The following is a 21,450-nucleotide window of genomic DNA, read 5'->3' as shown; positions in this document are numbered from 1 at the left end:
GTGCGTGGACGAGACTCCTCAGGAATCATGGAGGTCAAAAACCAATGCTTCAGTTAAAGAAGCAGCTATGCGCCGCTGTTATTTTTCTTTCTGGTCTTAGTGCAGCCATTTTTGGGGTGCTAGCGTTGACGGGAAAGATAGGCGGCGTGTGGCCAGTGGGTATTTCGTTGCTTGTTTTCTTTTGCGCGGAATGGGTCTATAGCCAAATAGCTAACGCTCAGAAGAGCTAAGCGAGCGGCGATAGCAAGGGTAAAGCTGAGTGTCGTGGATCCAATCCAGGCAGGGGCGCCGGGACTTTGGCTTATCCTTTTAGCGCCGTTGCAGAGTAATCGGCAAGCTACTCCAGCCGCCGACCGGGTGCTCATCGCGTTCTGCGCCTGCCTGCGAACTCGCTTGCACGGTGGCTACTGCGAGCAGCTCCTCAACAAAAGCGCCGATTTCTACCATCGACAGATCTTTGCCGGGGCACGCATGTGGCCCGGTGCCCCAGACCAGATTCTTCTCGGCATTCCCCTCTGGATCGAAGCCGTCTGGGTCGGCAAATGTCTCCGGGTCACGGTTTGCAGCAGTCCAGTGCAAATACACTCGCTGGCCTTCGTCGACCTGCTTGCCACCCACAGTTGCCGGGCGGGCGGTGACCCGCCGGTTAGAAACAAACGGATCGTCAATGCGCAAGATCTCGTCGACAAGCGCCACCAGCTCCTCGGAAGACACACCGGAGCGGATGCGCTCTTGTACGGCAGTGTTTTTTGCGAGTGCGTGCAACAAAACTCCCACGCATTTCGCCATCGAACCAAGATCACCGCCGGTCCAGTTGCGTAGGATGGACACGATCTCTTCGAATTCCAACTCGCGGCCCAAACTGGTGTCATTGATCAAGCGGTAGGTCACGCAATCTTGCCCGGCAGCACGAACCTCGCCGACGACCTCGTTGATGATCTCGTCGTATTCCTGGGCCACCCGGGCGGTGCGGTGCTGCTGCCCAGAGCGAGTGGCAGCTGCGTTTTTCTCCACCCATTCTTTCAGCCGGGGCTCAATCGCGCGTGGCCATCCCAGCCAGGCGACCATGGCGCGCACCGCAAAATCGTAGCCCAAATCTTGTACGGCATCGACGCTCACTTCATCCCCGGCAGCGGGGGCGTCGGCAAGATAACCATCGATGACCTCGCGGGCCACCCGGTGGAAATCTGCGCTGTAACGAGCAACCTCGTCGGCATTCAGGTAGTTATCCAGCAAGCGTCGGAAAGCGCTGTGCTTGTCGCCATCCAGCCCGTTCGGGATCTGCAAATAACGCGAGACCGCGGAGCTAAAGGTTTCGGCATCCTGGGCGACGCGGGTGGCTTCTGCGTGACCAACAACGACGATATCTCCGGCGTCGTCATGCACAATCGGGCAGCCATGGGCATGGACGTCGTGGGAATAAGCCAACGGATCACGCCCGGCCGGGTCGGAAGTGCGAATGTCTAGTTTGTCAGGGGAAGAAGATAGTTTTTCAGACACAATTTCGAGGTTAACAGAAATTTTTCTGTTGAAATAAGAAATGTGAAATAGAAAATTCTGGCCAATAGCAGTAGGGCAAACCGCTAAACTGGAGGCATGAAAAAGACTGCTAGTTCGAACAAAAGCACCGGAAAAAGCAGTGCACGCAAGGTGGCTTCGGAACCCATCGGAGGTGGCCGCGGAAAACGGAGCCTACTGTTTTTCCTGCCTGCGATTTGGTTGGGCCTGATCATTGGCATTTCCCTGATCGAGGCACCGCTGAAATTCACCGCCCCAGGGATCACGATTCCACTGGGGCTAGGCATTGGCCGACGGGTGTTTTTCGCGATGAACATCGTCGAGGTCATTCTGGCCGTCGTACTCATTACGACGCTGGTGCGGCTGCTGGGTCGGCCGTCGCGGCAGAAACTCTGGGGCCTGGGCATCGCGATTAGCGTGGTGCTGGCGATCAAAATTCTGGTGATTCGCCCGATCCTCAATATTCGTACCGATGCCGTACTGGCTGGAAATTTTGCAGGTGGCTCGACCACGCATTATTTCTACGTTGCTGCTGATGCTGCGTTGTTTATTTTGCTGATCACGTTCATGGTGGTAGTTACTCGCCGGTTGCTGCCGAAAAACCCGCAGGCTCTGGGCTAGCTGTTGTTAGTGGGGTCGCCCCCGTCGGCGGGCTAGCATCGAGCTCCCCCCACTAGTTCGCGTTGTCTTTCGTGATCCGGTCGTCTTTCTCAGCCCTGCCGTCCGTATTACTGAGTCCATGGGCGTCGTCCATGGTGTGCAAACGTGCCTTCTTCCGCTTGGATTTCAGCCACATCGTGAAAAACATGTATCCCAGCAGGGCGAAGGTAATCCAGGTGACGTAACGCTCGATGGTTACCAGTGTCTCGCGTACCGTTGCACCGAAGGTCAGACCCAAATAGACGTAGAAGCACTTCAGCGCAATGGCATAAACTAACACATAGGCGCCGATGATCCAGCCCTTGGTGCGTTTAATGCCTGCGATGACGACGATGATTGTCGCTGGGATCGGCGAAAACGGAATATACGACAGCAGCAGACAAAAACCCGGGTGGCGGTAGATGAAGTTTTCCAGCTTCCGGAACCACAACGGGGGATGGCCCATAAATGAGTAATCGATAAACGATGGGCCCCAGCGCTTGCCGATCAAGAAAAACAGCGGCAAAAACTTCACCATGCTTACAGCCGCGACCAGTACCGTAGCGACGATCAGCCCGGTGTTGTTTTCATTTTCTGCTGTTAGCGCGAGCACCGACAGGCTTGAACCACTCAGTGCGGAATATAAAAAGGGGTGATCCACCAGCAGCATCGCGCGGAATGGCAGCAGTGCAAAACCATAGATGCCTGAGGCAGCGAGCAGACCCCACAGAATCCAGTCGAAGCGCTCGAAATTGCGCATGAAACTGGGCAGTTCTTGCTGCCAGGACTCAGTGTCTTGCGGGGAGTTAGTTTTCTGTGAGGGATCTGCATCCCCGAAGTTGTGCCCGTGCGTGCCGTCTGCGGTTGTCTCGCTCATACCGATCCTTTATAGCACCATGAACTGTCCAGATCCCTTTCCGTACCATCGGGGGATATGACGCAGAGTTTCACCAAACGCCCGAACGAACACCGTGCTGCCGAGGCTGAAGCTGCAGGGTTGCAGTGGCTGGGTGAAGCCAGCGAATGCGTGCCCCGCATCGTTGCCGTGGACACGCAGCGCAATGAGCTGCAGACGGCATACATCGAATCGGTGGCCCCGACTGCTAAGGCCGCGCGCCGAGCTGGTGCCGAATTAGCCCGCATCCACGCCGCCGGAGCGCCTGCTTTTGGCGCACCCCCGGCTGGTTGGCAGGGTCCGAACTATATCGGTACCCAGCAACAGGACTGCATCCCTACAGACGATTGGGGAGAGTTTTATACTCGCCAGCGTGTCGAGCCATTCGCCCGCGCCGCAGCCCAGGCAGGCACGCTTGCCGACGACGAGCTTGCCGACGTACTACGCGCTTGCCAGGCGATCCGCGCCGCGGAGTGGTCGGTGAAGCCCGCCCGCATTCACGGTGATTTGTGGACGGGCAATCTGCTGTTCGGTAGCGACGGGCCTGCGTTCATTGATCCCGCGGCACACGGCGGGCATCCGCAGACCGACCTGGCCATGCTGGATCTATTTGGCGCCCCGCATTTCGACGAGATTGTCGCAGGTTATCACGAGGTTTCGCCGCTGCCGAAAAATTGGCGCGAGTTCATCCCGATGCATCAGTTGCACCCACTGGCGGTACATGCGCTGACGCATGGGTCGGCGTATGCGGGGCCACTACAACGCGCAGCTCAGGTGACCGCGCAGCTGCTGGGTTAAACCTGGTCTAGTCGCGCCACCAGTCGTCGGCAAGCGTGGCCGGTAAGTGGCGCTTGTGCTGGCCGGCATCCCACAATCGCTCGATGCGCGTGGCCGTCTCTTCGCTGACTTCTCGACCCTCCAAGTAATCGTCAATCTCTGAGTACCGCAGCCCGAGGGCTTCTTCGTCGGCAAGCCCCGGGCGGTCGTCTTCTAAATCAGCGGTGGGGACCTTCTGCCAAGTAGCATCTGGGGCCTTGAGGTGGCGCAAGAGTGCTGCACCCTGTCGTTTATTTAACCCAGCCAGTGGTAAGACGTCTGCAGCACCGTCGCCAAATTTAGTGAAGAAACCGGTGATGTTTTCCGCGGCGTGATCAGTACCGATAACCAACAGGCCGCGGGCACCTGCGACTGCGTATTGCGCAATCATGCGCTGGCGGGCTTTGACATTGCCGCGGTTGAAATCGCTCAGGCTAGTCTCGCCGACGGCAGCGGCAGCAGCCTGATCCATCGCGGCGGTGGCGGGAGCGATATCGATGCTGGCGCGGTGGTCGGGGCGAATAAACTCCAGGGCCATCTGCGCATCGGCGTCGTCGTGCTGCTGGCCGTGCGGCAGGCGCAGTGCCCAAAACTCCACCTGGTGGCCTTTTGTGCTGTGGCCTTCTGTGCGCAGTTTTTCGACTGCTAGCTGTGCTAAACGGCCTGCCAGGGTGGAATCCTGGCCGCCGGAGATACCGAGGGCAAAACCTCGTGCACCGGTGGTTTTCAGGTATTCCGCCAGGAAATTTACGCGCCGGGTAACTTCTTCTTCTGGATCGATTAAGGGCTTAACACCCAGGGCTTTTATGATCGATTGCTGCTTCATGCTGGGGTTTTTCGGCATGGTTTTAGCCTAGTCGCCTGACACAATGAGTGTTTGTGAAAATGACCGAGAATAATCAGACTGGTGCGCGCGATACCTCCCGTGCCGAAACGACCGAAACCCGTCGTTACGTGAAAATGGTCGCCGCTTTCGCCGCCATCGGTGGCCTGCTTTTCGGATACGACACCGGAGTGATGTCCGGCGCACTGTTATATATCAGCCCCGAATTTGGCATGAGCGCTGCCGAGGAAGGGCGCGTTACCGCCATGCTGCTGGTTGGCGCCGCCATCGGTGCGTTGCTGGGTGGCCGCGTGGCGGATTGGTGGGGCAGGCGCATGACCCTGCTGGTTAACGGTGTGATCTTCTGTGCTGGTTCCATTTGGTGTGCGTTGGCTGGATCCGTCGCAGAACTGGCCACCGCGCGCACCTTTTTGGGCGTGGCCGTCGGTGCGGTGTCGATCGTGGTTCCGATGTATATCGCGGAGAAGGTCCCAGCCGCGGTACGGGGTCGCATGGTCTCCCTGAACACGCTGATGATCGTCGTCGGCCAGCTGCTGGCGTACCTGGTCAACTCCTTGTTGGCACCGACTGGCAACTGGCACCTGATGCTGGGAATGGCCGCGATTCCGGGTGCCATGCTCACCGCTGGCATGATTTTCTTGTCCGATACCCCGGTCTGGTTGGCACGCAAAGGCCGCACCGATCAGGCCCGCGAGGTGGCTGCTCGCGCCGGGATGTCGTTGGAAGAGCTGTCAATCGTTGTTGAGGCAGAACAGCTTTACGACGCCGGTACCGCCGCTTCCGGTGGTGCGAAAACCTCAGAGGAATTCCAGGCGCTGAAAAAGATGCGCTGGATCCGGGTGACCATTCTGATTGCCATGCTGATCGGCGTGACGCAGCAGATCACGGGCGTAAATGCCGTGATTTATTTCGCGCCGACGATGATGAGTGAGGTCGGTATCTCGACCACCAATGCGGTGTATACCTCGATCGTCATTGGTGTGGTTTCCGTTATTGCTTGTTGGGTAGGCCTGAAGATCATCGATGTCGTCGGCCGGAAACGCTTGCTGACGTGGGGGCTGACCGGAAATATTATCTCCCTGTTGGTGCTGGCTCTGACCTATAGTCTTGCCGACGGAAGCTTCACCTGGGCGATGGTTTCGTTAGGTCTGATGGCTGTGTTTATCGCTTTCCAGCAGGCTGCGGTTTCCCCAACTACCTGGCTGTTGATCTCGGAGATTGTGCCAGTGCAGGCTCGTGGTCTGGGTATGGGCATCGCCGGTCTTGCGCTGTGGGTGGCGAACTGGGCTGTCGCACAATTTTTCTTGCCAGTCACAGAGATTCTGAGCGGTTCCGGCACCTTCGTGGCCTTCTCCATGCTGGGTGTGGTTGCTCTGGGCTTTGTCCGGGTGTTTATCCCGGAGACGATGGGGCGCAGCTTGGAGGAAGTCGGCGAGGTTATGGAAAAACGCTGGGCTAAGTAAAGCGCATTAGCAAGTGTTGACGAGCTATCCTGTCAGGGCGAGAGTGCACGAAAACACTGGGATTTGAGAAAACTGGTGTGAGATAGGTAGACTGTCAGCTTGTGTTATGATCGCCGTTTTGGGCGGTCGCTGATAATTATTGTCTACACGCTGTGTAGTAGCTGCGTACAGAAAGGAGCGCCCGATGAAGGTCCGCAAGTCGCTTCGGTCGCTGAAGAAGAAACCGGGCGCCCAGGTCATCCGCCGTCACGGTAAAACCTTCGTGATCAACAAGAAAGATCCACGCTTCAAGGCACGTCAGGGCTAATTCACCTGGGTTTCTTCCGAAGCTTGTATCATGCCGCCGTCTCACTCTTAACTGAGTGGGGCGGCGGTTTTGCTATGTTTTCACCCTGCTCTGATTTCTGTTTTCGTCCTGTGCTGAGTTTCCACATTTTGTACACAGCCTAATCACAGCCTGTGAAATTACATCCGTGTATAACGATTTGATAACGGTGTGGTGAGTCGTCCTGCGGAAATGCTGACGGGGGCTGGAAAAGGTGTTCTCGGCTGGGAAAGTAATCACTCGCCCGCGAGCTAGATGTGGGGGCTGTGAATACCTCCAGCAGGGGATTCCACAGATGTAACTACTATATGTAGTGTAATTGCGACATATTGGCACAACGTATAGTGTTGATGAAGTCGAAGCGAGCCGATGGGCTTGCCACACAACTTCATCGAGAAACACTCGAAAAACCCGCCCGATGCGTACTGACAAGGAAGTCTCCCCATGGCAATCACCGTTTACTCCAAGCCAGCTTGCATGCAGTGCACCATGACTAAAAAGAAGCTGGACGCACTTGATCTGGACTACGACGTTATCGATATCTCCATGGATGATGAAGCACGCGATTACGTCATGGCCCTGGGATACCTCCAAGCGCCTGTCGTAGTAGCAGAGGGGCAGCACTGGTCCGGGTTCCGTCCAGAGCGCCTGAGCGCATTGGCGGAGACCATGGCTACTGCCTCGGCCTAATCGCTGACAGAACATCGTTATAACTGCATATTTCCCCCTCTCCCATAGACAGCGGCCATTCCTAACAATGAGCCCAGCAGTCACCTTCAGGTAGTCAACCCAAGTCATTTCTTTTGCCGTGTGCAGACAGGAGTGTGGCCCACGATGTTGGTCGTGTATTTTTCTTCCACCACGGAAAACACTAAGCGATTCGTCGACAAGCTAGGTTATCGCTCCAAACGCATTCCGCTGCGTCCAGCACAGGAAGGCCACCTGAGTGTTGATGAACCATTCGTGCTGGTGTGTCCGACCTATGGGGGAGGGGTTTCGTTGACTCGAGCAACCGCCAAACCAGTTCCGCCCCAAGTTATTAAATTTCTGAATGACCCCGATAATCGAAAACACTTACGGGCTGTCATTTCTGGCGGAAACAGCAATTTCGGTGCCGACTACGGCAAAGCAGGCGACCTCATCGCCGCTAAATGTAACGTGCCGTATGTCTACCGCTTCGAGCTCATGGGAACCGCCGAAGACGTGGAGCTAGTCCGGCAAGGTCTGGACAATAACGCACAACGGCTCGGCCTAGTAGAAGATCTCGCATCCTAATTCCAGAATCTCATTCCACAACTCCTCAATTCACGACCTCTCAATTCACCACCTTTTAATTCACAATGTCTCAAAGCAGGAAGGTTGCATCCGTGACCAATCACGTCGGCAAAACTGTCGCCGAACCCGTCAGTACCGATCACCAGCTGGATTATCACGCGTTGAACGCGTTGCTGAATCTTTACGACGAAAATGGTCAGATTCAGTTCGACAAAGACCGCGAAGCCGCGAATCAATACTTCATCCAGCACGTCAACCAGAACACTGTGTTCTTCCATGACCTGGAAGAAAAAATTGATTATCTGATCGAAAATTCTTACTACGACCCGTCCGTGATCGAACAATATGACTTCGAATTCATCAAGTCATTGTTCAAGCAAGCTTATGCCTACAAATTCCGCTTCCAGAGCTTCCTGGGCGCCTACAAGTACTACACCAGCTACACGCTGAAGACTTTCGACGGCCGTCGATACCTAGAGCGTTTCGAAGACCGCGTATCCATGACCGCATTATTCCTTGCCGACGGCAACGAAGAGATCGCCAAGGCCATGGTGGATGAGATCATGTCTGGGCGGTTCCAGCCAGCTACCCCGACGTTCCTGAACGCCGGTAAGGCTCAGCGCGGCGAGTTGGTTTCCTGCTTCCTGCTGCGTATCGAAGACAACATGGAATCGATTGGTCGTTCCATCAACTCTGCCTTGCAGTTGTCTAAGCGCGGCGGTGGCGTGGCCCTGCTGCTGTCCAACGTGCGTGAATCCGGTGCGCCAATCAAGCACATCGAAAACCAGTCTTCCGGCGTGATTCCAGTAATGAAACTTCTGGAAGATGCCTTCTCCTACGCCAACCAACTGGGTGCGCGACAGGGCGCAGGTGCGGTGTACTTGAACGCACACCACCCAGATATCCTGTCGTTTTTGGACACCAAGCGTGAAAATGCAGATGAAAAAATCCGCATCAAGACCTTGTCCGTCGGCGTGGTCGTTCCAGATATTACTTTCGAGCTAGCCAAGCGCAACGAAGACATGTATTTGTTCTCGCCTTATGACGTCGAGCGCGTCTACGGGAAGCCATTCGCCGATATCTCGATTACCGACAACTACGAGGACATGGTGGAGGACCCGCGCATCCGCAAGTCCAAGATCAATGCGCGGCACTTGTTCCAGACCATCGCCGAACTGCAATTCGAGTCCGGCTACCCGTACATCATGTTCGAAGACACGGTGAACCGTGCGAACCCGGTCAAAACCGGACGGATCAACATGTCCAATCTCTGCTCAGAGATCTTGCAGGTCAACAGTCCATCGGTACTGAACGACGACCTGAGCTATGACACCGTCGGCCACGATATCTCCTGCAACCTGGGTTCTTTGAACATTGCCAAGGCCATGGACTCGCAGGATTTCGAAAAGACCATTGAGATGGCTATCCGCGCGTTGACCGCTGTTTCGGACAAGACCACGATCAACTCGGTGCCATCAGTGCGTGAGGGCAATAACACCTCGCATGCAATTGGCCTGGGGCAGATGAACCTGCACGGCTACTTAGGCCGCGAGCACATCTACTACGGCTCGGAAGAAGCCCTGGATTTCACCAACGCATACTTCGCATCCGTGATGTATGCCAGCTTGAAGGCCTCCAACAAACTGGCCCGCGAGCGCGGCGAACACTTTGCGGAATTCCCACAATCGGATTACGCCAGCGGAGTCTTCTTCGACAGCTACGACCCAGCCGAATTTGCTCCACAGACTGAGAAAGTCAAAGAGCTCTTCGCAAATTCTTCGATCACCACGCCGAGTGCAGAAGACTGGGAACAGTTGAAACAAGACGTCGCCAAGCACGGCTTGTACAACCGTAATTTGCAGGCCGTGCCGCCGACAGGCTCCATCTCGTATATCAACAATTCGACCTCGTCGATCCACCCGATTGCGTCGAAGATCGAGATCCGCAAAGAAGGCAAAGTCGGCCGTGTCTACTACCCGGCGCCGCACATGGACAATGACAACCTGCAGTATTTCCAGGATGCCTACGAGATCGGCTACGAGGCGATCATTGATACTTATGCGGTAGCCACGAAGTACGTAGACCAGGGCTTGTCTTTAACATTGTTCTTCCCGGATACTGCGACCACTCGCGATATCAACAAAGCCCAGATTTATGCTTGGCGTAAGGGTATTAAGACCCTGTACTACATCCGCCTGCGCCAGCAAGCGTTGGAGGGTACAGAGGTAGAAGGCTGCGTTTCTTGCATGCTGTAAGCCGCTAAAAACCCGCCGGGGAAACCACTAAAGTTTGAACCCGTCGGGGCGGCTACTCCAAGGAGCGCGCCACTTCGTGCAGTAAAGCGTGCGAGGTGCGCTCTGCGTGAATGCCGTCGCCGTCGCTAACGTACTGGGCCAACTCCTGGTGTAGATCCAGGGTGTTGGCCACTGGCTTATCTGCACCTACACCGAAGACGGTTTTGCCACTGTGGATGGCAAAAAATACCGGTACGAGTGCCGCGAACATCTCGTTACCAGAAGCTTCCAGGAGCAGTGAGTGGAAACGTAAATCTGTTGCTAGGAAGTCTGCTGCGTCGTCCTCCTGCCTGCCCGCTTCGGCGGGCATTTTTGCTAAGTGCACCAAGGTGCTAGCCAATTCCAGGATTTCGGCACGTTGTTGCGGGCTGGCATTGTCCGCGGCTTGCCGTGCAGCAACCGGTTCGACCGCCATCCGTAATTCATTGAGGGAAGCCAGCTGTGCACTGCGCTGAGTGGGAGCTGCTAAGCGCCAGCTGATGACAGCCGGATCGAACAAAGCCCAATGTCGTTGCTCTAAGACTGTGATGCCAACCCGCCGGCCTGCGGCTACTAAGCCCACGTGCTCCAGTGCGCGCATGGTCTCGCGGGCTACGGTACGAGAAATTCCAAAACGCTCGGAGATTGCATGCAGCGTAAATTGTGTACCTGCTGGGTGTTCACCCGAGACGATTTCGCGGCCAAGTTCATCGAAGACAGACCCCAGCAGTGGGGCAGTGGCAGTTGCGCCGTGGGGGTGGTGCGGCGGGGTCACGGGTGGTGTTCCTTTCGTCACGAGTCGTCGATTAGCAACGCCGTATCCAGCTTAGTTATGAGCGGCACTTGTTAGGTGCAGAACTGCTCGAATCCAGGCCGAAATGAGTGCGCAAAATAGGCTAGATTGGATAGTTAAAAGGCGGGATACACGCCTAATTTTAAGTGAAAATCCCTGACAGAACGAGGTACTCCCATGGCATCTGGTACTGCTCCCGACGATCCGAACAAACCGGTCAAAGCCATCAACTGGAACACCATTCCCGATGATAAAGATCAAGAGGTCTGGGATCGGTTGACTGGTAACTTTTGGCTGCCAGAAAAGGTTCCCGTTTCCAATGACATTCCCACCTGGAAAACCCTGACTGAGAAAGAAAAAGAGACCACCATGCGGGTCTTTACGGGTCTTACTCTGCTGGATACCATTCAGGGCACTGTCGGGGCTGTGGCTATGTTGCCGGATTGCCAGACGCAACATGAAGAAGCAGTCATGACAAATATTGCGTTCATGGAGTCCGTGCATGCCAAGTCTTATTCGAATATCTTCATGACTCTGGCCTCGACGCCGATGATTAACGATGCATTCCGTTGGTCGGAAGAAAACGAGCGTTTGCAGCGTAAGGCACGCATCGTGCTGGATTATTACCACGGTGAAGACCCAGACAAGCGCAAGGTTGCCTCCACGCTCCTGGAATCTTTCCTATTCTACTCCGGCTTCTACTTGCCAATGTATTGGTCCTCGCGTGCGAAGTTGACCAACACCGCAGACATCATCCGTCTGATCATTCGTGATGAGGCCGTGCATGGCTATTACATTGGCTATAAATACCAGCAGTCGGTGAAAAAGCAGTCGCCAGAGCGCCAGGAAGAGCTGAAGAATTACGCCTTCGAGTTATTGTACGAATTGTATGAAAACGAGATGCAGTACACCGAGGATCTTTACGACGAGCTCGGGTGGACTGAAGACGTCAAGCGATTCCTGCGTTATAACGCAAACAAGGCACTAAACAACCTCGGCTACGAAGGCATGTTCCCGGCTGACGAAACACGAGTGTCCCCAGAAATTCTGTCTGCGTTGGCGCCGAATGCTGATGAAAACCATGACTTCTTCTCTGGTTCCGGTTCCTCTTATGTCATGGGGAAAGCAGAGTTGACGACTGACGACGACTGGGATTTCTAAACCCCGCCGAAAGTATGACACCAACCGGGGGAATAGCAGCCCCCTTCCGGCGTTGAACTTTTCACAGAAACCTCAACAGTTACAGTGGGGTGGCTCACGGAGTATGTGCTCCAGATTATGTGTGCCCCGCCGTGTTACTGGTGGGGTTTTTCGTGTTCCTGCACTTAAGCCGTCTAAGGCTCGTGCCACTATGCCAGTGGGGTAGTGGCCGTCGAAAAGGGCCTGGCTAAGCCTAACTAATGCTGGGCTGGGCGCAGGTGGGAAATGAGAAAACAAAAACGTTCAGTGGTTACCTAAAAACCTCGCAGTGACCTAATATAAATACTCGTAATTAATTGGCATTTTCTGTACCTCCAGTGCGCGCCGATTAGCTGTGCTGGTGGTCGGCGAGTGCTTTCGTAATTAGGAGGAATTATGACCGCTGTGGCGCCACGGCTTGATGATTATGTCGAGCCAACTCGTCCCCAACCAACGGGGCATGAACGCACCGGGTCTAAGGCGTTGACAATTCTTTCAACCACCGACCACAAGCAGCTGGGCATCATGTACTTGATCATGTCCTTCAGCTTCTTCTTCCTCGGTGGCTTGATGGCACTGTTGATTCGTGCCGAATTGTTCACCCCTGGCCTGCAGATGCTGTCCAACGAGCAGTTCAACCAGCTGTTCACTATGCACGGCACCGTGATGTTGCTGTTGTTCGCTACCCCGGTTGTGTGGGGTTTCGCTAACTACATCCTGCCGCTACAGATCGGCGCACCGGATGTGGCTTTCCCGCGTCTGAACGCTTTTGGTTTCTGGATTACCACCATCGGTGGCTTCGTCATGTTGGCTGGGTTCCTGACCCCAGGTGGTGCCGCGGACTTCGGTTGGACCATGTACATGCCGTTGGCTGACTCGATCCACACCCCAGGCTTGGGTGCTGATTTCTGGATCGTCGGTGTCGGCGCTACTGGCGTCGGTACCATCGCCTCAGCTATTAACATGCTGACCACCCTGTTGACTTTGCGTGCACCAGGTATGACCATGTTCCGTATGCCAGTCTTCTGCTGGACCATCATGGTTGCCGCCATCCTGGCCCTGATGATCTTCCCAGTTCTGACCGCTGCTGCATTGGGTGTTCTGTATGACCGTCAGCTTGGCGGCCACATCTACGAGCCAGCCAACGGTGGTGCCATCCTGTGGCAGCACCTGTTCTGGTTCTTCGGCCACCCAGAGGTTTACGTTCTGGCTCTGCCTTTCTTTGGTGTTATCTCCGAGATTGTTCCGGTCTTCTCCCGCAAGCCAGTCTTCGGTTACATCGGCCTGGTTTTCGCGACGCTGTCCATCGGTGGCATGTCGATGGCTGTGTGGGCGCACCACATGTTCGTGACCGGCGCTATCCTGTTGCCGTTCTTCTCGTTCATGACCTTCCTGATCGCCATCCCAACCGGTATGAAGTTCTTCAACTGGGTAGGCACCATGTGGAAGGGCCACATCACTTGGGAGACCCCAATGATTTGGGCCATGGGCTTCCTGACCACCTTCCTGTTCGGTGGTATGACCGGTGTCATGTTGGCTTCGCCGCCACTGGACTTCCAACTGGCTGAGTCTTACTTCTTGATCGCTCACTTCCACTACACCTTGTTCGGTACCGTTGTGTTCTCCGCATTCGCCGGTTTGTACTTCTGGTTCCCGAAGATGACTGGTCGTATGCTGGACGAGCGTCTGGGCAAGATCCACTTCTGGTTGACCTTCATCGGCTTCCACGGCACATTCTTGGTGCAGCATTGGGTCGGCAACATGGGTATGCCACGTCGTTACGCTGACTACCTGGACTCCGACGGATTCACCATCTACAACCAGATCTCCACCGTCTTCGCCTTCGTTCTGGGTGCTTCGGTTATCCCACTGGTATGGAATGTCTTCAAGTCTTGGCGCTACGGCGAGATCGTCACTGTCGATGACCCATGGGGTTACGGCAACTCTCTGGAATGGGCAACCTCGTGCCCACCACCACGCCACAACTTCGTCTCGATGCCTCGCATTCGTTCGGAGCGTCCAGCATTTGAGCTGCACTACCCGCACATGGTCGAGCGCATGCGTGCCGAAGCGCACTCTGGCGCTCACGACTCCGGAGCACACGAAGACCCACGCCAGGTTTCGCACGCCAAGCACTAGTCCGTGCCTGTGCTCCTGACGCTGAAGAACGCTCTTAGCAGGTCGAAAGTTCTAACAGCATAGTTCTGGAGAAATCAGCCACAGCGGTTGCGCCAGAACTAGCCCCTACCTGCTAACCATCCAAACCCCCGCGCCCATCCACTCCTAGTGGGTAGCGGGGGTTTGGCTTATCCTAGAAACGGCACCCTGCGTATACGCCGCCGCTAGTTTCACCGACGTAGCAACCGAATTGAGGAACCTGTGAACCAATCAGACCCCAACCAGACCCCCGCTGCATCCCGGCGAGCTGAACCAACCGTCCGCTTGCAGAAAGGATTGCGCTCTGCCGTCGTTATCGTCAGCGGGAAAGACCAAAAAGGCGTTTCCGCGGAATTTTTCCGCGTGCTCGCTAATTATGGCGTGCAGCTGTTAGACGTGCAGCAGTCTGAGTTTTTGGGCCACCTGCAATTGGCTGCGTTTACTGGCATCAAAGACGAGCATTTCGCTGAGCTATCTGAAGCTTTGACCGCTGCATTAACCCCGTTAGGCCAGCAGGTCACCATCGAGTACCGAACAGAAGATAACGAGACTCCGGCACCAGATCCACGGTCTACTCACGTCGTGGTGGTGCTGGGAAACCCAGTTACGGCACAGGCGATTTCAGCGGTCGGCGCCACCCTGGCCCAGCACGGTGCGAATATCGACCGCATGCGTGGCATAGCGGATTACCCAGTTACTGGCCTAGAAATCTTTGTGTCGGTAGCAAATCCAGCACCTGGTGCCAGTGAAGACCTTCGTGCGGCGCTAGCGCAGCTGACCAGCAACCTCGGGGTGGATATTGCGATCGAACGCGCAGGTCTGGCCCGTCGGGGTAAACGACTGGTGTGCTTTGACTGCGATTCCACGCTAATCACCGGCGAGGTTATTGAAATGCTCGCTGCCCACGCAGGCAGGGAAGCGGAAGTCGCCGAAGTGACTGAACGGGCGATGCGCGGGGAATTAGATTTTGAAGAATCGTTGCGTGAGCGCGTAAAGGCTTTGGCTGGGCTGGATGCGTCCGTGGTGCAAGAAGTCGCCGATGCCATCGAACTAACCCCAGGCGCGCGCACTACGCTGCGTACGCTGAACCGTATGGGTTATCGCACCGCGGTGGTCTCTGGTGGTTTTATTCAGGTGCTAGAAGATCTCGCCGAAGAACTCGAGCTCGATTACGTTCGGGCCAATACCCTGGAAATCGAAGACGGTAAGCTCACCGGCCGGGTGATTGGACAGGTGGTAGACCGTGCCGCGAAGGCGAATTTCCTCGCGGAATTCGCCGCGGATTCGGGCCTGACGATGGCGCAAACAGTGGCCGTCGGCGACGGTGCCAATGACATCGATATGATCTCCGCCGCCGGCTTGGGTGTGGCTTTTAACGCGAAGCCAGCATTGCGGGAAATTGCTGATACCTCGGTGAGCCACCCATTTTTGGATGAAGTGCTCTACATCATGGGTATTCCCCGCACAGAGATCGATACTTCCGACCGGGAGGATGGCAGCTACCACCGCGTCGCATTGGACTAGCTCTGGGCTAGCACTGGACCGGCACTGGACCGGTTTTGGACTAGCTCTGCACCAATCTCTTCAGTGCGCCCAGCACGGTCTTTTTATTTTGGGTGCGCCAAAATGGCGGTAAAGATGACAACAAGAACTGGCCGTAGCGCTTAGTGACCACCCGGTTATCCAATACCGCGACCACGCCACGGTCGGTAGCTGAACGCAACAGACGCCCTGCACCCTGCGCCATCAGTAGCGCGGCGTGGGTGGCAGAGACTTCCATGAAGCCGTTACGCCCAGCCGCCTGCGCTGCCTCCGAGCGTGCTTGCAGCAGTGGGTTATCGGGCCGCGGAAACGGAATGCGGTCCATCAGCACGAGTGAACAAGCCTTGCCGGGTACGTCGACACCTTGCCACAGCGTCAAAGTGCCAAACAGGACAGAGTGTTCTTTCGTGGCAAACTTTTCGACGAGCGCACCAATCGAATCCTCACCCTGCACATAGACGGGGAAAGGCAACTTCGGGCGCAGCTCGTCGGCCGCTTGCACGGCCGCCCGCTTCGAGGAAAACAACCCGAGGGTGCGCCCGCCGGCTGCCATAATCAGCTCACGCATCTCTTCCAAGGTTTCTGGTGCCAGACCATCTCTGCCCGGCTGCGGCAGGTGCTTCGGCGCATAGAGAATCCCGGATTTCGCCGGATCAAATGGGGTGCCTGCATCCAAACTGTCCCACTTACCCTTTGGCAAACCCCATTGCGCGCCCATGGCGTCGAAACGCCCGCCCAAAGTCAGTGTCGCCGAGGTCAGCACCACGGTGTTTTCCCCAAATAAGCGTTCGCGCAGTAAATCTGCCACCGACAAGGGTGCTACCTGCAATGTGTCCCCGTAGCGTTCATTGCGATCCAACCAAACCACATCGTCTTGCGCGGCCGGGTCCTCAGTATCGAAGACTTCCTGGATGCGATGCACGGTTTCTTCGAGTGTGGCCAAGTGATTGCGCAGGTTATTACGCTCGGCTGCGGTTTCTGGCTCATTAGTCGCTTCGCCCTCCGGGGCGTCTTTCAGTGTGGCGCGTAGCGACGCCAGCGCATCTGCGATGGCGGTGAGTTCAGAATCGGCGGCCTGATCCAATTCCGTCCAGCGCCCGTCGGGAAGATCTTCTGTGGTAATCCGCCATTGCTCGGCGAGATCCTTCAAACGGGAATCCTTGCCCTCCGCGCCAAGCGGACCGGCGCGATTGGCTGCCAAGGTCAGTGAGCGCGGGGAAAGTTCTGCGGTGGTTGCAGAGGTTATGCGGGCATCGAGTTCGTGCGCTTCGTCGATGATGACGCAATCGTGTTCGGGGAGGGTATCGATTTCGGAGATTGCGTCGATGGCGAGCATGGCGTGATTCGTGACGACGACGTCGACCTCGCGGGCTTCTTGGCGGGCGAGTTCGGCGAAACACTCGACGCCGTGTGGGCAGCGCGAGGCACCGAGGCATTCTTGGGAGCTGACCGAAACGTGGCGCCAAGCGGCATCACTGACACTGGTGTCGAGGTCATCGCGGTCGCCGGTGTCGGTTTCTTGGGCCCAGTTGTGCAGGCTGGCGATTTGTTTTCCTAGCCAGGTGATTGGTTGCGGGTTGCCAGGGCGTGCGGGCGTTTCGCTAGCAGCTTGTTCGACTGTGTGCCCGGAAGCTGTGGCGACCTTTCCAGCGGCATCTGCAGCCGCTTCTCTGGCGGCCTCTGTGGCAGCTGCGTCTTCGGCTGCTGCCTCTAATTCCGGCTCCAGTTGTGCTTGCGCGATTTTGTTCATGCACAGGTAATTGGACCGGCCCTTCATGATTGCGAAAGTTGGCCGCCGTTCCATCACCGGCTCCAGGGCGTCGGCAAGCCGAGGCAGATCGCGTTCTATGAGCTGGCGCTGCAAAGCCAGAGTCGCAGTGGAGACGATGACGCACGTATCGGTTTCTTGCGCGTGGCGAAACGCCGGGACCAGGTAGGCCAGGGATTTCCCGGTGCCGGTGCCGGCTTGGACTGCCAAGTGACGCCCGGAACCGAGGGCGGATTCGACGGCGTTGGCCATCCGACGCTGGCCTGGGCGATCTGCACCGCCGAAACCGCTCACGGCAGTGGCGAGAAGTTCTTCGGTGCTGCCGGTATTGGTACCGGTACTAGTGCTGCCGGTCCCGGTGCTGGCGCTGGTATTGGTGCTGGCAGACTCCATTTAGAACCCAGCCAGACGCGTCGGTACCGCAGGTTCACCGCGGCCCAAAGCCAAACCTTCCCACGGCAGGCTGGCAATGCCTGCTGAGACTAGTTCGCGGGAGGCATGCAGGTCATCCAAGCCATCGACGATCTCGCCGTCGCGGATCAACGGAACCGTCAATTCGCGGATTTCTGCACCGGAATGCGCAGGTATCTCGCCGCCAAGCGGGTAGATGATTTCTTCCACAGCCACTCCGGTTTCACGGTACGTGCGCACGCCGGCTTTGGTGCCGCCGTCGGAGACCTTTCCGGACGAACGCTTCGAGACAGGCTTGCCCTCGACTTCCACCAGCTTGTACACCAGCGATGCCGTCGGCGAGCCAGAGCCAGTGACCACGGAAGTGCCGACGCCAAAGACATCGACGGGGTCACCGCGCAAACCAGCGATGGCGAATTCGTCGAGGTCAGAAGAGACTACGATTTTGGTGTTGGTCGCGCCGAGCCCATCAAGCTGTTTGCGCACCCGGCGGGTGAGTGCGCCGAGGTCACCGGAGTCGATGCGCACGCCCCCCAGCTCTGTGCCTGCAACAGCGACCGCGTTTTCTACGCCCCGGGTGATATCGAAAGTATCAACCAGCAGCGTCGTCGATGCACCGTGGCGTTTCACCTGCGCAGCAAAAGCTGATTTCTCATCCGGCTGGCCGTTCTCGTCGACGTGCAACAGTGTCCACGCGTGCGCAGCTGTCCCCTGCGCCGGAATGCCGTAGCGGCTGGCGGCTTCCAAGTTAGAGGTGGCGTCGAACCCAGCGAGATAAGCCGCACGGGCGGCAGTTACCGCAGCGTATTCGTGTGTGCGGCGCGAGCCCATTTCGAGCATGAAGCGCCCATCCGCAGCGCAGACCATGCGGGCAGCGGCAGAGGCCACAGCAGAATCCGCGTTCAAAATGGACAGCACGACGGTTTCCAAGATGACGCATTCGGCGAAAGTCCCGCGGACCGTCAAAATGGGTGAAGACGGGAAGTAGAGCTCGCCCTCGCGGTAGCCATCTACCTGGCCGCGAAAATGATAATTACGCAGGTACTCGATGGTTTCCGGTTGCAGGAAATCGAGCTGTTCCAGTTGTTTTTCAGTGAAGCGGAAATCGCGGATTGCTTCCAGCACTCGCGCCGTGCCAGCGACGATGCCGTAGCGGCGCTCAGTGGGCAAGCGCCGGGTGAAAACCTCGAAGGTGACGTTGCGGTGGGCGGTGCCGTCGGCAAGCGCGGCTTCGAGCATCGTGAGCTCGTATTTATCTGTTAATAGCGCGGTGGAAGCGGCAGGATGCTGCAAAGAATTCACACTCGCTAAGGATACACCCAGCATTCTTGCCGACGGCTGGTGGCCGCAGGAGGGCTGAGCAGGTTCAACGGCCCTAGAAATTGTAGGCTTTTGAACTTCGTGAGTGTCTAGCTTGAACTTCGTGGGTGTCTAATATGCAGAAATCACGGGAACGAGTCAGTAAACTAGCAGTCATGAATACGCGCAAGTCTGAGGCTCACGAGTTGGCTCACGAGTCGGAAGTTTCTGTACCACTAGAAACCTCCGCCATGGAAGTGCACGCATCTAGCCCAATGGCCAGCCCCGAGCTGGATGAAGAAATTGACGTTGAGGTTGCTACGAGTGCGAATCTGCCGTGGATGTGCATCGTGTGGGATGACCCCGTCAATCTCATGAGTTATGTAACTTACGTGTTCCAAACCGTGCTGGGCTTTTCGAAATCCCGCGCGCAGGAGCTGATGATGCAGGTGCATTCGGAAGGTAAAGCCGTGGTGACCTCCGGTGAGCGCGATAAGGTGGAAGCTGACGTGAAAAAGCTGCACACCGCTGGGCTGTGGGCGACGATGCAGCAAGCGGGCTAATCCCCGGCGCGATATTCCGAGTAATTAAGGACTAGAGGAGCTTTCGAGACCATGCAACCGTGGCGCAAGAAGAAGGGCCTGCGACGCAGCCCGAAATTCCAGACCGTTCTCGACCCCATTGAGCGTGAAGCCATGGGCGATATTATCGCCGCTGTCGTGGAAGCGATTATCGCCCGAGCGCAGTCTGCGCCGAAAGACGAGTTGGCTGAGATGATGGATATGCCTTCTGGCCACAAAGAAGCGCCGGACGATCCCGCACTGGCGCGGTTGTTCCCGGATTTTCAGCGCGAAGGCGACGAGGAATACGACGGCGATCGCTCCCTGTTGCGCTCGCTGCACGAAAATGACATTGCGCGTGCCAAGCTGCAGAACCTGCAGTTGGTCTCCGAAAAGGTCAACGAGGGCGTAGAAATTAACTTGGATGAATCCGAGGTGCAGGCCTTTGTTGCGGGCCTGAATGACGCCCGGTTGTATCTGGCGAATACGGATAAGAAAGTCTCAGAGCTGATCTCAGACCGCGACGCGTTGGTGGAATGGTTGGCTTATAACCAAGATTCGCTGCTTAGCGCCATGATGGAAGACTAAAAGATTAGATGCGTATGTCTAATCGGTCCGAAATGGACTTTTGCCCCGGTGTGGGCATCGGACATGTCAGCCTCGGTGCTACCGGGGTGAGTGTGCTGAGCTTCGCTGCAGCTGGTTCTGGCGCAGGCGCGGTCGCCAGCGTTGATGTGCGCGGCGGCGGCCCCGGAACCCGAGAAACAGACTTGTTAGCGCCAGAAAATACCGTCGGTGCAGTACAAGCGATTGTGCTGGCCGGCGGTTCTGCGTATGGGCTGGCAGCTGCCGATGGTGCGATGGCGGAGTTGGAATCACGCGGGGCTGGTTTTCGTGTTTTCGGCCCGGATAGCGATGGGCCAGTGGTGCCGATCGTGCCCGCGGCGGTGATTTTTGATCTTGCCGTAGGCGATCCGCAACACCGGCCGACTGCGGCAGACGGGCAGCGTGCCACGGCTCGTGCGCTGGAAAACTTCGACGGCGTTGCCAATACGACGTCGACAAGCAACATCGGCGCTGGCTGTGGAGCTACCGCCGGAAAGCTACGTGGCGGGTTCGGCCAAGCCAGCCGGGAAGTTGCAGGCTACCAAGTCTCTGCCGCCGTGGTAGCCAACCCCGTCGGTGAGGTCGTCGATGCAGCTACGGGTAGATTGTTCGGTGCCCCGGAGCGCGCACCCGTGGACCCGGAAAGATTCGCGGATCTGCCCAGCCCAGCCGCGTCACTGAATACCACCATCGGGGTGATCGCCACCAACGCGCCGCTCAGCAAAGCGCAGTTACGCCGGTTGGCGATGTGTGGCCACGATGGGATTTCCTGGGCTGTACGGCCTGCCCACAGCCCGTTGGACGGGGACACGCTGTTTGCGGTTTCGACAGCTGCGAAAGAAACAGTTGCGAAAGAATCGGCTGATTCACCCCACAATTCGTCTAGCATGGTGGACGATCCAGCGACCACCACAGAAACGATGACTACAGAAACGATCACCACAGAAATGATGACTGCCCTGTGTGCGGCAAGTTCCCAGGTGGTCTGCGATGCCATCGTGCATGCCGTGGTCCATGCGGAACCCGGTTACGGCTTGCCGACGTACTCGCAACTGGCTAAGGCAGCGAATTTCGCGAACTAGGAGAA

The 21,450-nt window shown here is 56.8% G+C and carries 19 protein-coding genes; 13 read left to right on the top strand and 6 right to left on the bottom strand.

The annotated features are described in order from the left end of the window. Positions 1–309: 309 nt before the first annotated feature. Positions 310–1,500: a cytochrome P450 gene (locus HMPREF1292_RS00935; RefSeq protein WP_023018341.1), complete on the bottom strand. Its 1,191-nt coding sequence runs from the start codon at positions 1,498–1,500 to the stop codon at positions 310–312. A 96-nt stretch (positions 1,501–1,596) separates the two neighbouring features. Between HMPREF1292_RS00935 and HMPREF1292_RS00930 the strand changes: the two genes are divergently transcribed. Continuing rightward, complete coding sequence (locus HMPREF1292_RS00930; protein ID WP_023018340.1) at positions 1,597–2,139, top strand: hypothetical protein; 543 nt, start codon at positions 1,597–1,599, stop codon at positions 2,137–2,139. Between the two features lie 52 nt (positions 2,140–2,191). Here the strand turns inward: HMPREF1292_RS00930 and HMPREF1292_RS00925 are convergent, their stop codons facing one another. After that, positions 2,192–3,034, bottom strand: coding sequence for a hypothetical protein (locus HMPREF1292_RS00925; protein WP_023018339.1), 843 nt, complete (start codon positions 3,032–3,034; stop codon positions 2,192–2,194). Between the two features lie 57 nt (positions 3,035–3,091). Between HMPREF1292_RS00925 and HMPREF1292_RS00920 the strand changes: the two genes are divergently transcribed. Continuing rightward, positions 3,092–3,850, top strand: a complete 759-nt coding sequence (locus tag HMPREF1292_RS00920) for a fructosamine kinase family protein (protein WP_023018338.1) — start codon at positions 3,092–3,094, stop codon at positions 3,848–3,850. 7 nt (positions 3,851–3,857) lie between these two features. Here HMPREF1292_RS00920 and nadE read toward each other — a convergent pair whose 3' ends face one another. Beyond that, positions 3,858–4,712, bottom strand: coding sequence for an ammonia-dependent NAD(+) synthetase (gene nadE, locus HMPREF1292_RS00915; RefSeq protein WP_023018337.1), 855 nt, complete (start codon positions 4,710–4,712; stop codon positions 3,858–3,860). 41 nt (positions 4,713–4,753) lie between these two features. On the opposite strand from nadE, the gene HMPREF1292_RS00910 reads away from it, so the two are divergent. From HMPREF1292_RS00910 to nrdE, 5 genes are all read left to right on the top strand, one after another. Then, a complete protein-coding gene (locus HMPREF1292_RS00910) occupies positions 4,754–6,175 on the top strand; it encodes a sugar porter family MFS transporter (RefSeq protein WP_023018336.1) in 1,422 nt (473 codons plus the stop codon). 184 nt (positions 6,176–6,359) lie between these two features. Continuing rightward, on the top strand, positions 6,360–6,482 hold the full coding sequence (gene ykgO / locus HMPREF1292_RS00905; protein ID WP_021354049.1) for a type B 50S ribosomal protein L36: 123 nt from the start codon (positions 6,360–6,362) through the stop codon (positions 6,480–6,482). Between the two features lie 462 nt (positions 6,483–6,944). Then, positions 6,945–7,190, top strand: coding sequence for a glutaredoxin-like protein NrdH (gene nrdH / locus HMPREF1292_RS00900; protein WP_021354050.1), 246 nt, complete (start codon positions 6,945–6,947; stop codon positions 7,188–7,190). 144 nt (positions 7,191–7,334) lie between these two features. Next, a complete protein-coding gene (gene nrdI, locus HMPREF1292_RS00895) occupies positions 7,335–7,775 on the top strand; it encodes a class Ib ribonucleoside-diphosphate reductase assembly flavoprotein NrdI (protein ID WP_023018335.1) in 441 nt (146 codons plus the stop codon). A 92-nt stretch (positions 7,776–7,867) separates the two neighbouring features. Beyond that, on the top strand, positions 7,868–10,030 hold the full coding sequence (gene nrdE, locus HMPREF1292_RS00890) for a class 1b ribonucleoside-diphosphate reductase subunit alpha (RefSeq protein ID WP_021354052.1): 2,163 nt from the start codon (positions 7,868–7,870) through the stop codon (positions 10,028–10,030). 52 nt (positions 10,031–10,082) lie between these two features. Here the strand turns inward: nrdE and HMPREF1292_RS00885 are convergent, their stop codons facing one another. After that, entirely contained in the window at positions 10,083–10,823 is a 741-nt protein-coding gene (locus HMPREF1292_RS00885) for a FadR/GntR family transcriptional regulator (RefSeq protein ID WP_023018334.1), read from the bottom strand. 195 nt (positions 10,824–11,018) lie between these two features. On the opposite strand from HMPREF1292_RS00885, the gene nrdF reads away from it, so the two are divergent. From nrdF to serB, 3 genes are all read left to right on the top strand, one after another. After that, positions 11,019–12,002 (top strand): class 1b ribonucleoside-diphosphate reductase subunit beta, encoded by a 984-nt coding sequence (nrdF, locus tag HMPREF1292_RS00880; protein ID WP_021354054.1) that lies wholly within the window; start codon positions 11,019–11,021, stop codon positions 12,000–12,002. Positions 12,003–12,416: 414 nt separating this feature from the next. Then, positions 12,417–14,159, top strand: coding sequence for a cytochrome c oxidase subunit I (gene ctaD, locus HMPREF1292_RS00875; protein ID WP_021354055.1), 1,743 nt, complete (start codon positions 12,417–12,419; stop codon positions 14,157–14,159). Positions 14,160–14,399: 240 nt separating this feature from the next. Further along, positions 14,400–15,701: a phosphoserine phosphatase SerB gene (gene serB / locus HMPREF1292_RS00870; protein WP_023018333.1), complete on the top strand. Its 1,302-nt coding sequence runs from the start codon at positions 14,400–14,402 to the stop codon at positions 15,699–15,701. Positions 15,702–15,741: 40 nt separating this feature from the next. Here serB and HMPREF1292_RS00865 read toward each other — a convergent pair whose 3' ends face one another. Further along, positions 15,742–17,880 (bottom strand): ATP-dependent DNA helicase, encoded by a 2,139-nt coding sequence (locus HMPREF1292_RS00865; RefSeq protein ID WP_023018332.1) that lies wholly within the window; start codon positions 17,878–17,880, stop codon positions 15,742–15,744. Next, positions 17,881–19,224, bottom strand: a complete 1,344-nt coding sequence (locus HMPREF1292_RS00860; RefSeq protein ID WP_023018331.1) for a nicotinate phosphoribosyltransferase — start codon at positions 19,222–19,224, stop codon at positions 17,881–17,883. A 224-nt stretch (positions 19,225–19,448) separates the two neighbouring features. On the opposite strand from HMPREF1292_RS00860, the gene clpS reads away from it, so the two are divergent. From clpS to HMPREF1292_RS00845, 3 genes are read left to right on the top strand one after another with little or no spacing between them, the layout of a single operon-like run. Beyond that, entirely contained in the window at positions 19,449–19,760 is a 312-nt protein-coding gene (clpS, locus tag HMPREF1292_RS00855; protein ID WP_031268667.1) for an ATP-dependent Clp protease adapter ClpS, read from the top strand. A gap of 51 nt (positions 19,761–19,811) precedes the next feature. Beyond that, positions 19,812–20,345: a DUF2017 domain-containing protein gene (locus tag HMPREF1292_RS00850; RefSeq protein ID WP_021354061.1), complete on the top strand. Its 534-nt coding sequence runs from the start codon at positions 19,812–19,814 to the stop codon at positions 20,343–20,345. 14 nt (positions 20,346–20,359) lie between these two features. Then, complete coding sequence (locus HMPREF1292_RS00845) at positions 20,360–21,445, top strand: P1 family peptidase (RefSeq protein WP_034645398.1); 1,086 nt, start codon at positions 20,360–20,362, stop codon at positions 21,443–21,445. Positions 21,446–21,450: the final 5 nt, after the last annotated feature.

The sequence above is a fragment of the Corynebacterium sp. KPL1995 genome (assembly GCF_000477935.1).
GTDB classification, from domain to species: Bacteria; Actinomycetota; Actinomycetes; order Mycobacteriales; family Mycobacteriaceae; genus Corynebacterium; species Corynebacterium pseudodiphtheriticum.
This window is presented reverse-complemented; position numbering and strand designations above follow the sequence as displayed.

What these genes read in the sequence shown, in the direction of transcription:
- HMPREF1292_RS00930 (WP_023018340.1), top strand. Translation starts at nt 1,597, where the DNA reads ATGAAAAAGACTGCTAGTTCGAACAAAAGCACCGGAAAAAGCAGTGCA.
- HMPREF1292_RS00925 (WP_023018339.1), bottom strand. Translation starts at nt 3,034, where the DNA reads ATGAGCGAGACAACCGCAGACGGCACGCACGGGCACAACTTCGGGGAT.
- HMPREF1292_RS00920 (WP_023018338.1), top strand. Translation starts at nt 3,092, where the DNA reads ATGACGCAGAGTTTCACCAAACGCCCGAACGAACACCGTGCTGCCGAG.
- nadE (WP_023018337.1), bottom strand. Translation starts at nt 4,712, where the DNA reads ATGCCGAAAAACCCCAGCATGAAGCAGCAATCGATCATAAAAGCCCTG.
- HMPREF1292_RS00910 (WP_023018336.1), top strand. Translation starts at nt 4,754, where the DNA reads ATGACCGAGAATAATCAGACTGGTGCGCGCGATACCTCCCGTGCCGAA.
- ykgO (WP_021354049.1), top strand. Translation starts at nt 6,360, where the DNA reads ATGAAGGTCCGCAAGTCGCTTCGGTCGCTGAAGAAGAAACCGGGCGCC.
- nrdH (WP_021354050.1), top strand. Translation starts at nt 6,945, where the DNA reads ATGGCAATCACCGTTTACTCCAAGCCAGCTTGCATGCAGTGCACCATG.
- nrdI (WP_023018335.1), top strand. Translation starts at nt 7,335, where the DNA reads ATGTTGGTCGTGTATTTTTCTTCCACCACGGAAAACACTAAGCGATTC.
- nrdF (WP_021354054.1), top strand. Translation starts at nt 11,019, where the DNA reads ATGGCATCTGGTACTGCTCCCGACGATCCGAACAAACCGGTCAAAGCC.
- ctaD (WP_021354055.1), top strand. Translation starts at nt 12,417, where the DNA reads ATGACCGCTGTGGCGCCACGGCTTGATGATTATGTCGAGCCAACTCGT.
- HMPREF1292_RS00865 (WP_023018332.1), bottom strand. Translation starts at nt 17,880, where the DNA reads ATGGAGTCTGCCAGCACCAATACCAGCGCCAGCACCGGGACCGGCAGC.
- HMPREF1292_RS00860 (WP_023018331.1), bottom strand. Translation starts at nt 19,224, where the DNA reads ATGCTGGGTGTATCCTTAGCGAGTGTGAATTCTTTGCAGCATCCTGCC.
- clpS (WP_031268667.1), top strand. Translation starts at nt 19,449, where the DNA reads ATGGAAGTGCACGCATCTAGCCCAATGGCCAGCCCCGAGCTGGATGAA.
- HMPREF1292_RS00850 (WP_021354061.1), top strand. Translation starts at nt 19,812, where the DNA reads ATGCAACCGTGGCGCAAGAAGAAGGGCCTGCGACGCAGCCCGAAATTC.
- HMPREF1292_RS00845 (WP_034645398.1), top strand. Translation starts at nt 20,360, where the DNA reads ATGTCTAATCGGTCCGAAATGGACTTTTGCCCCGGTGTGGGCATCGGA.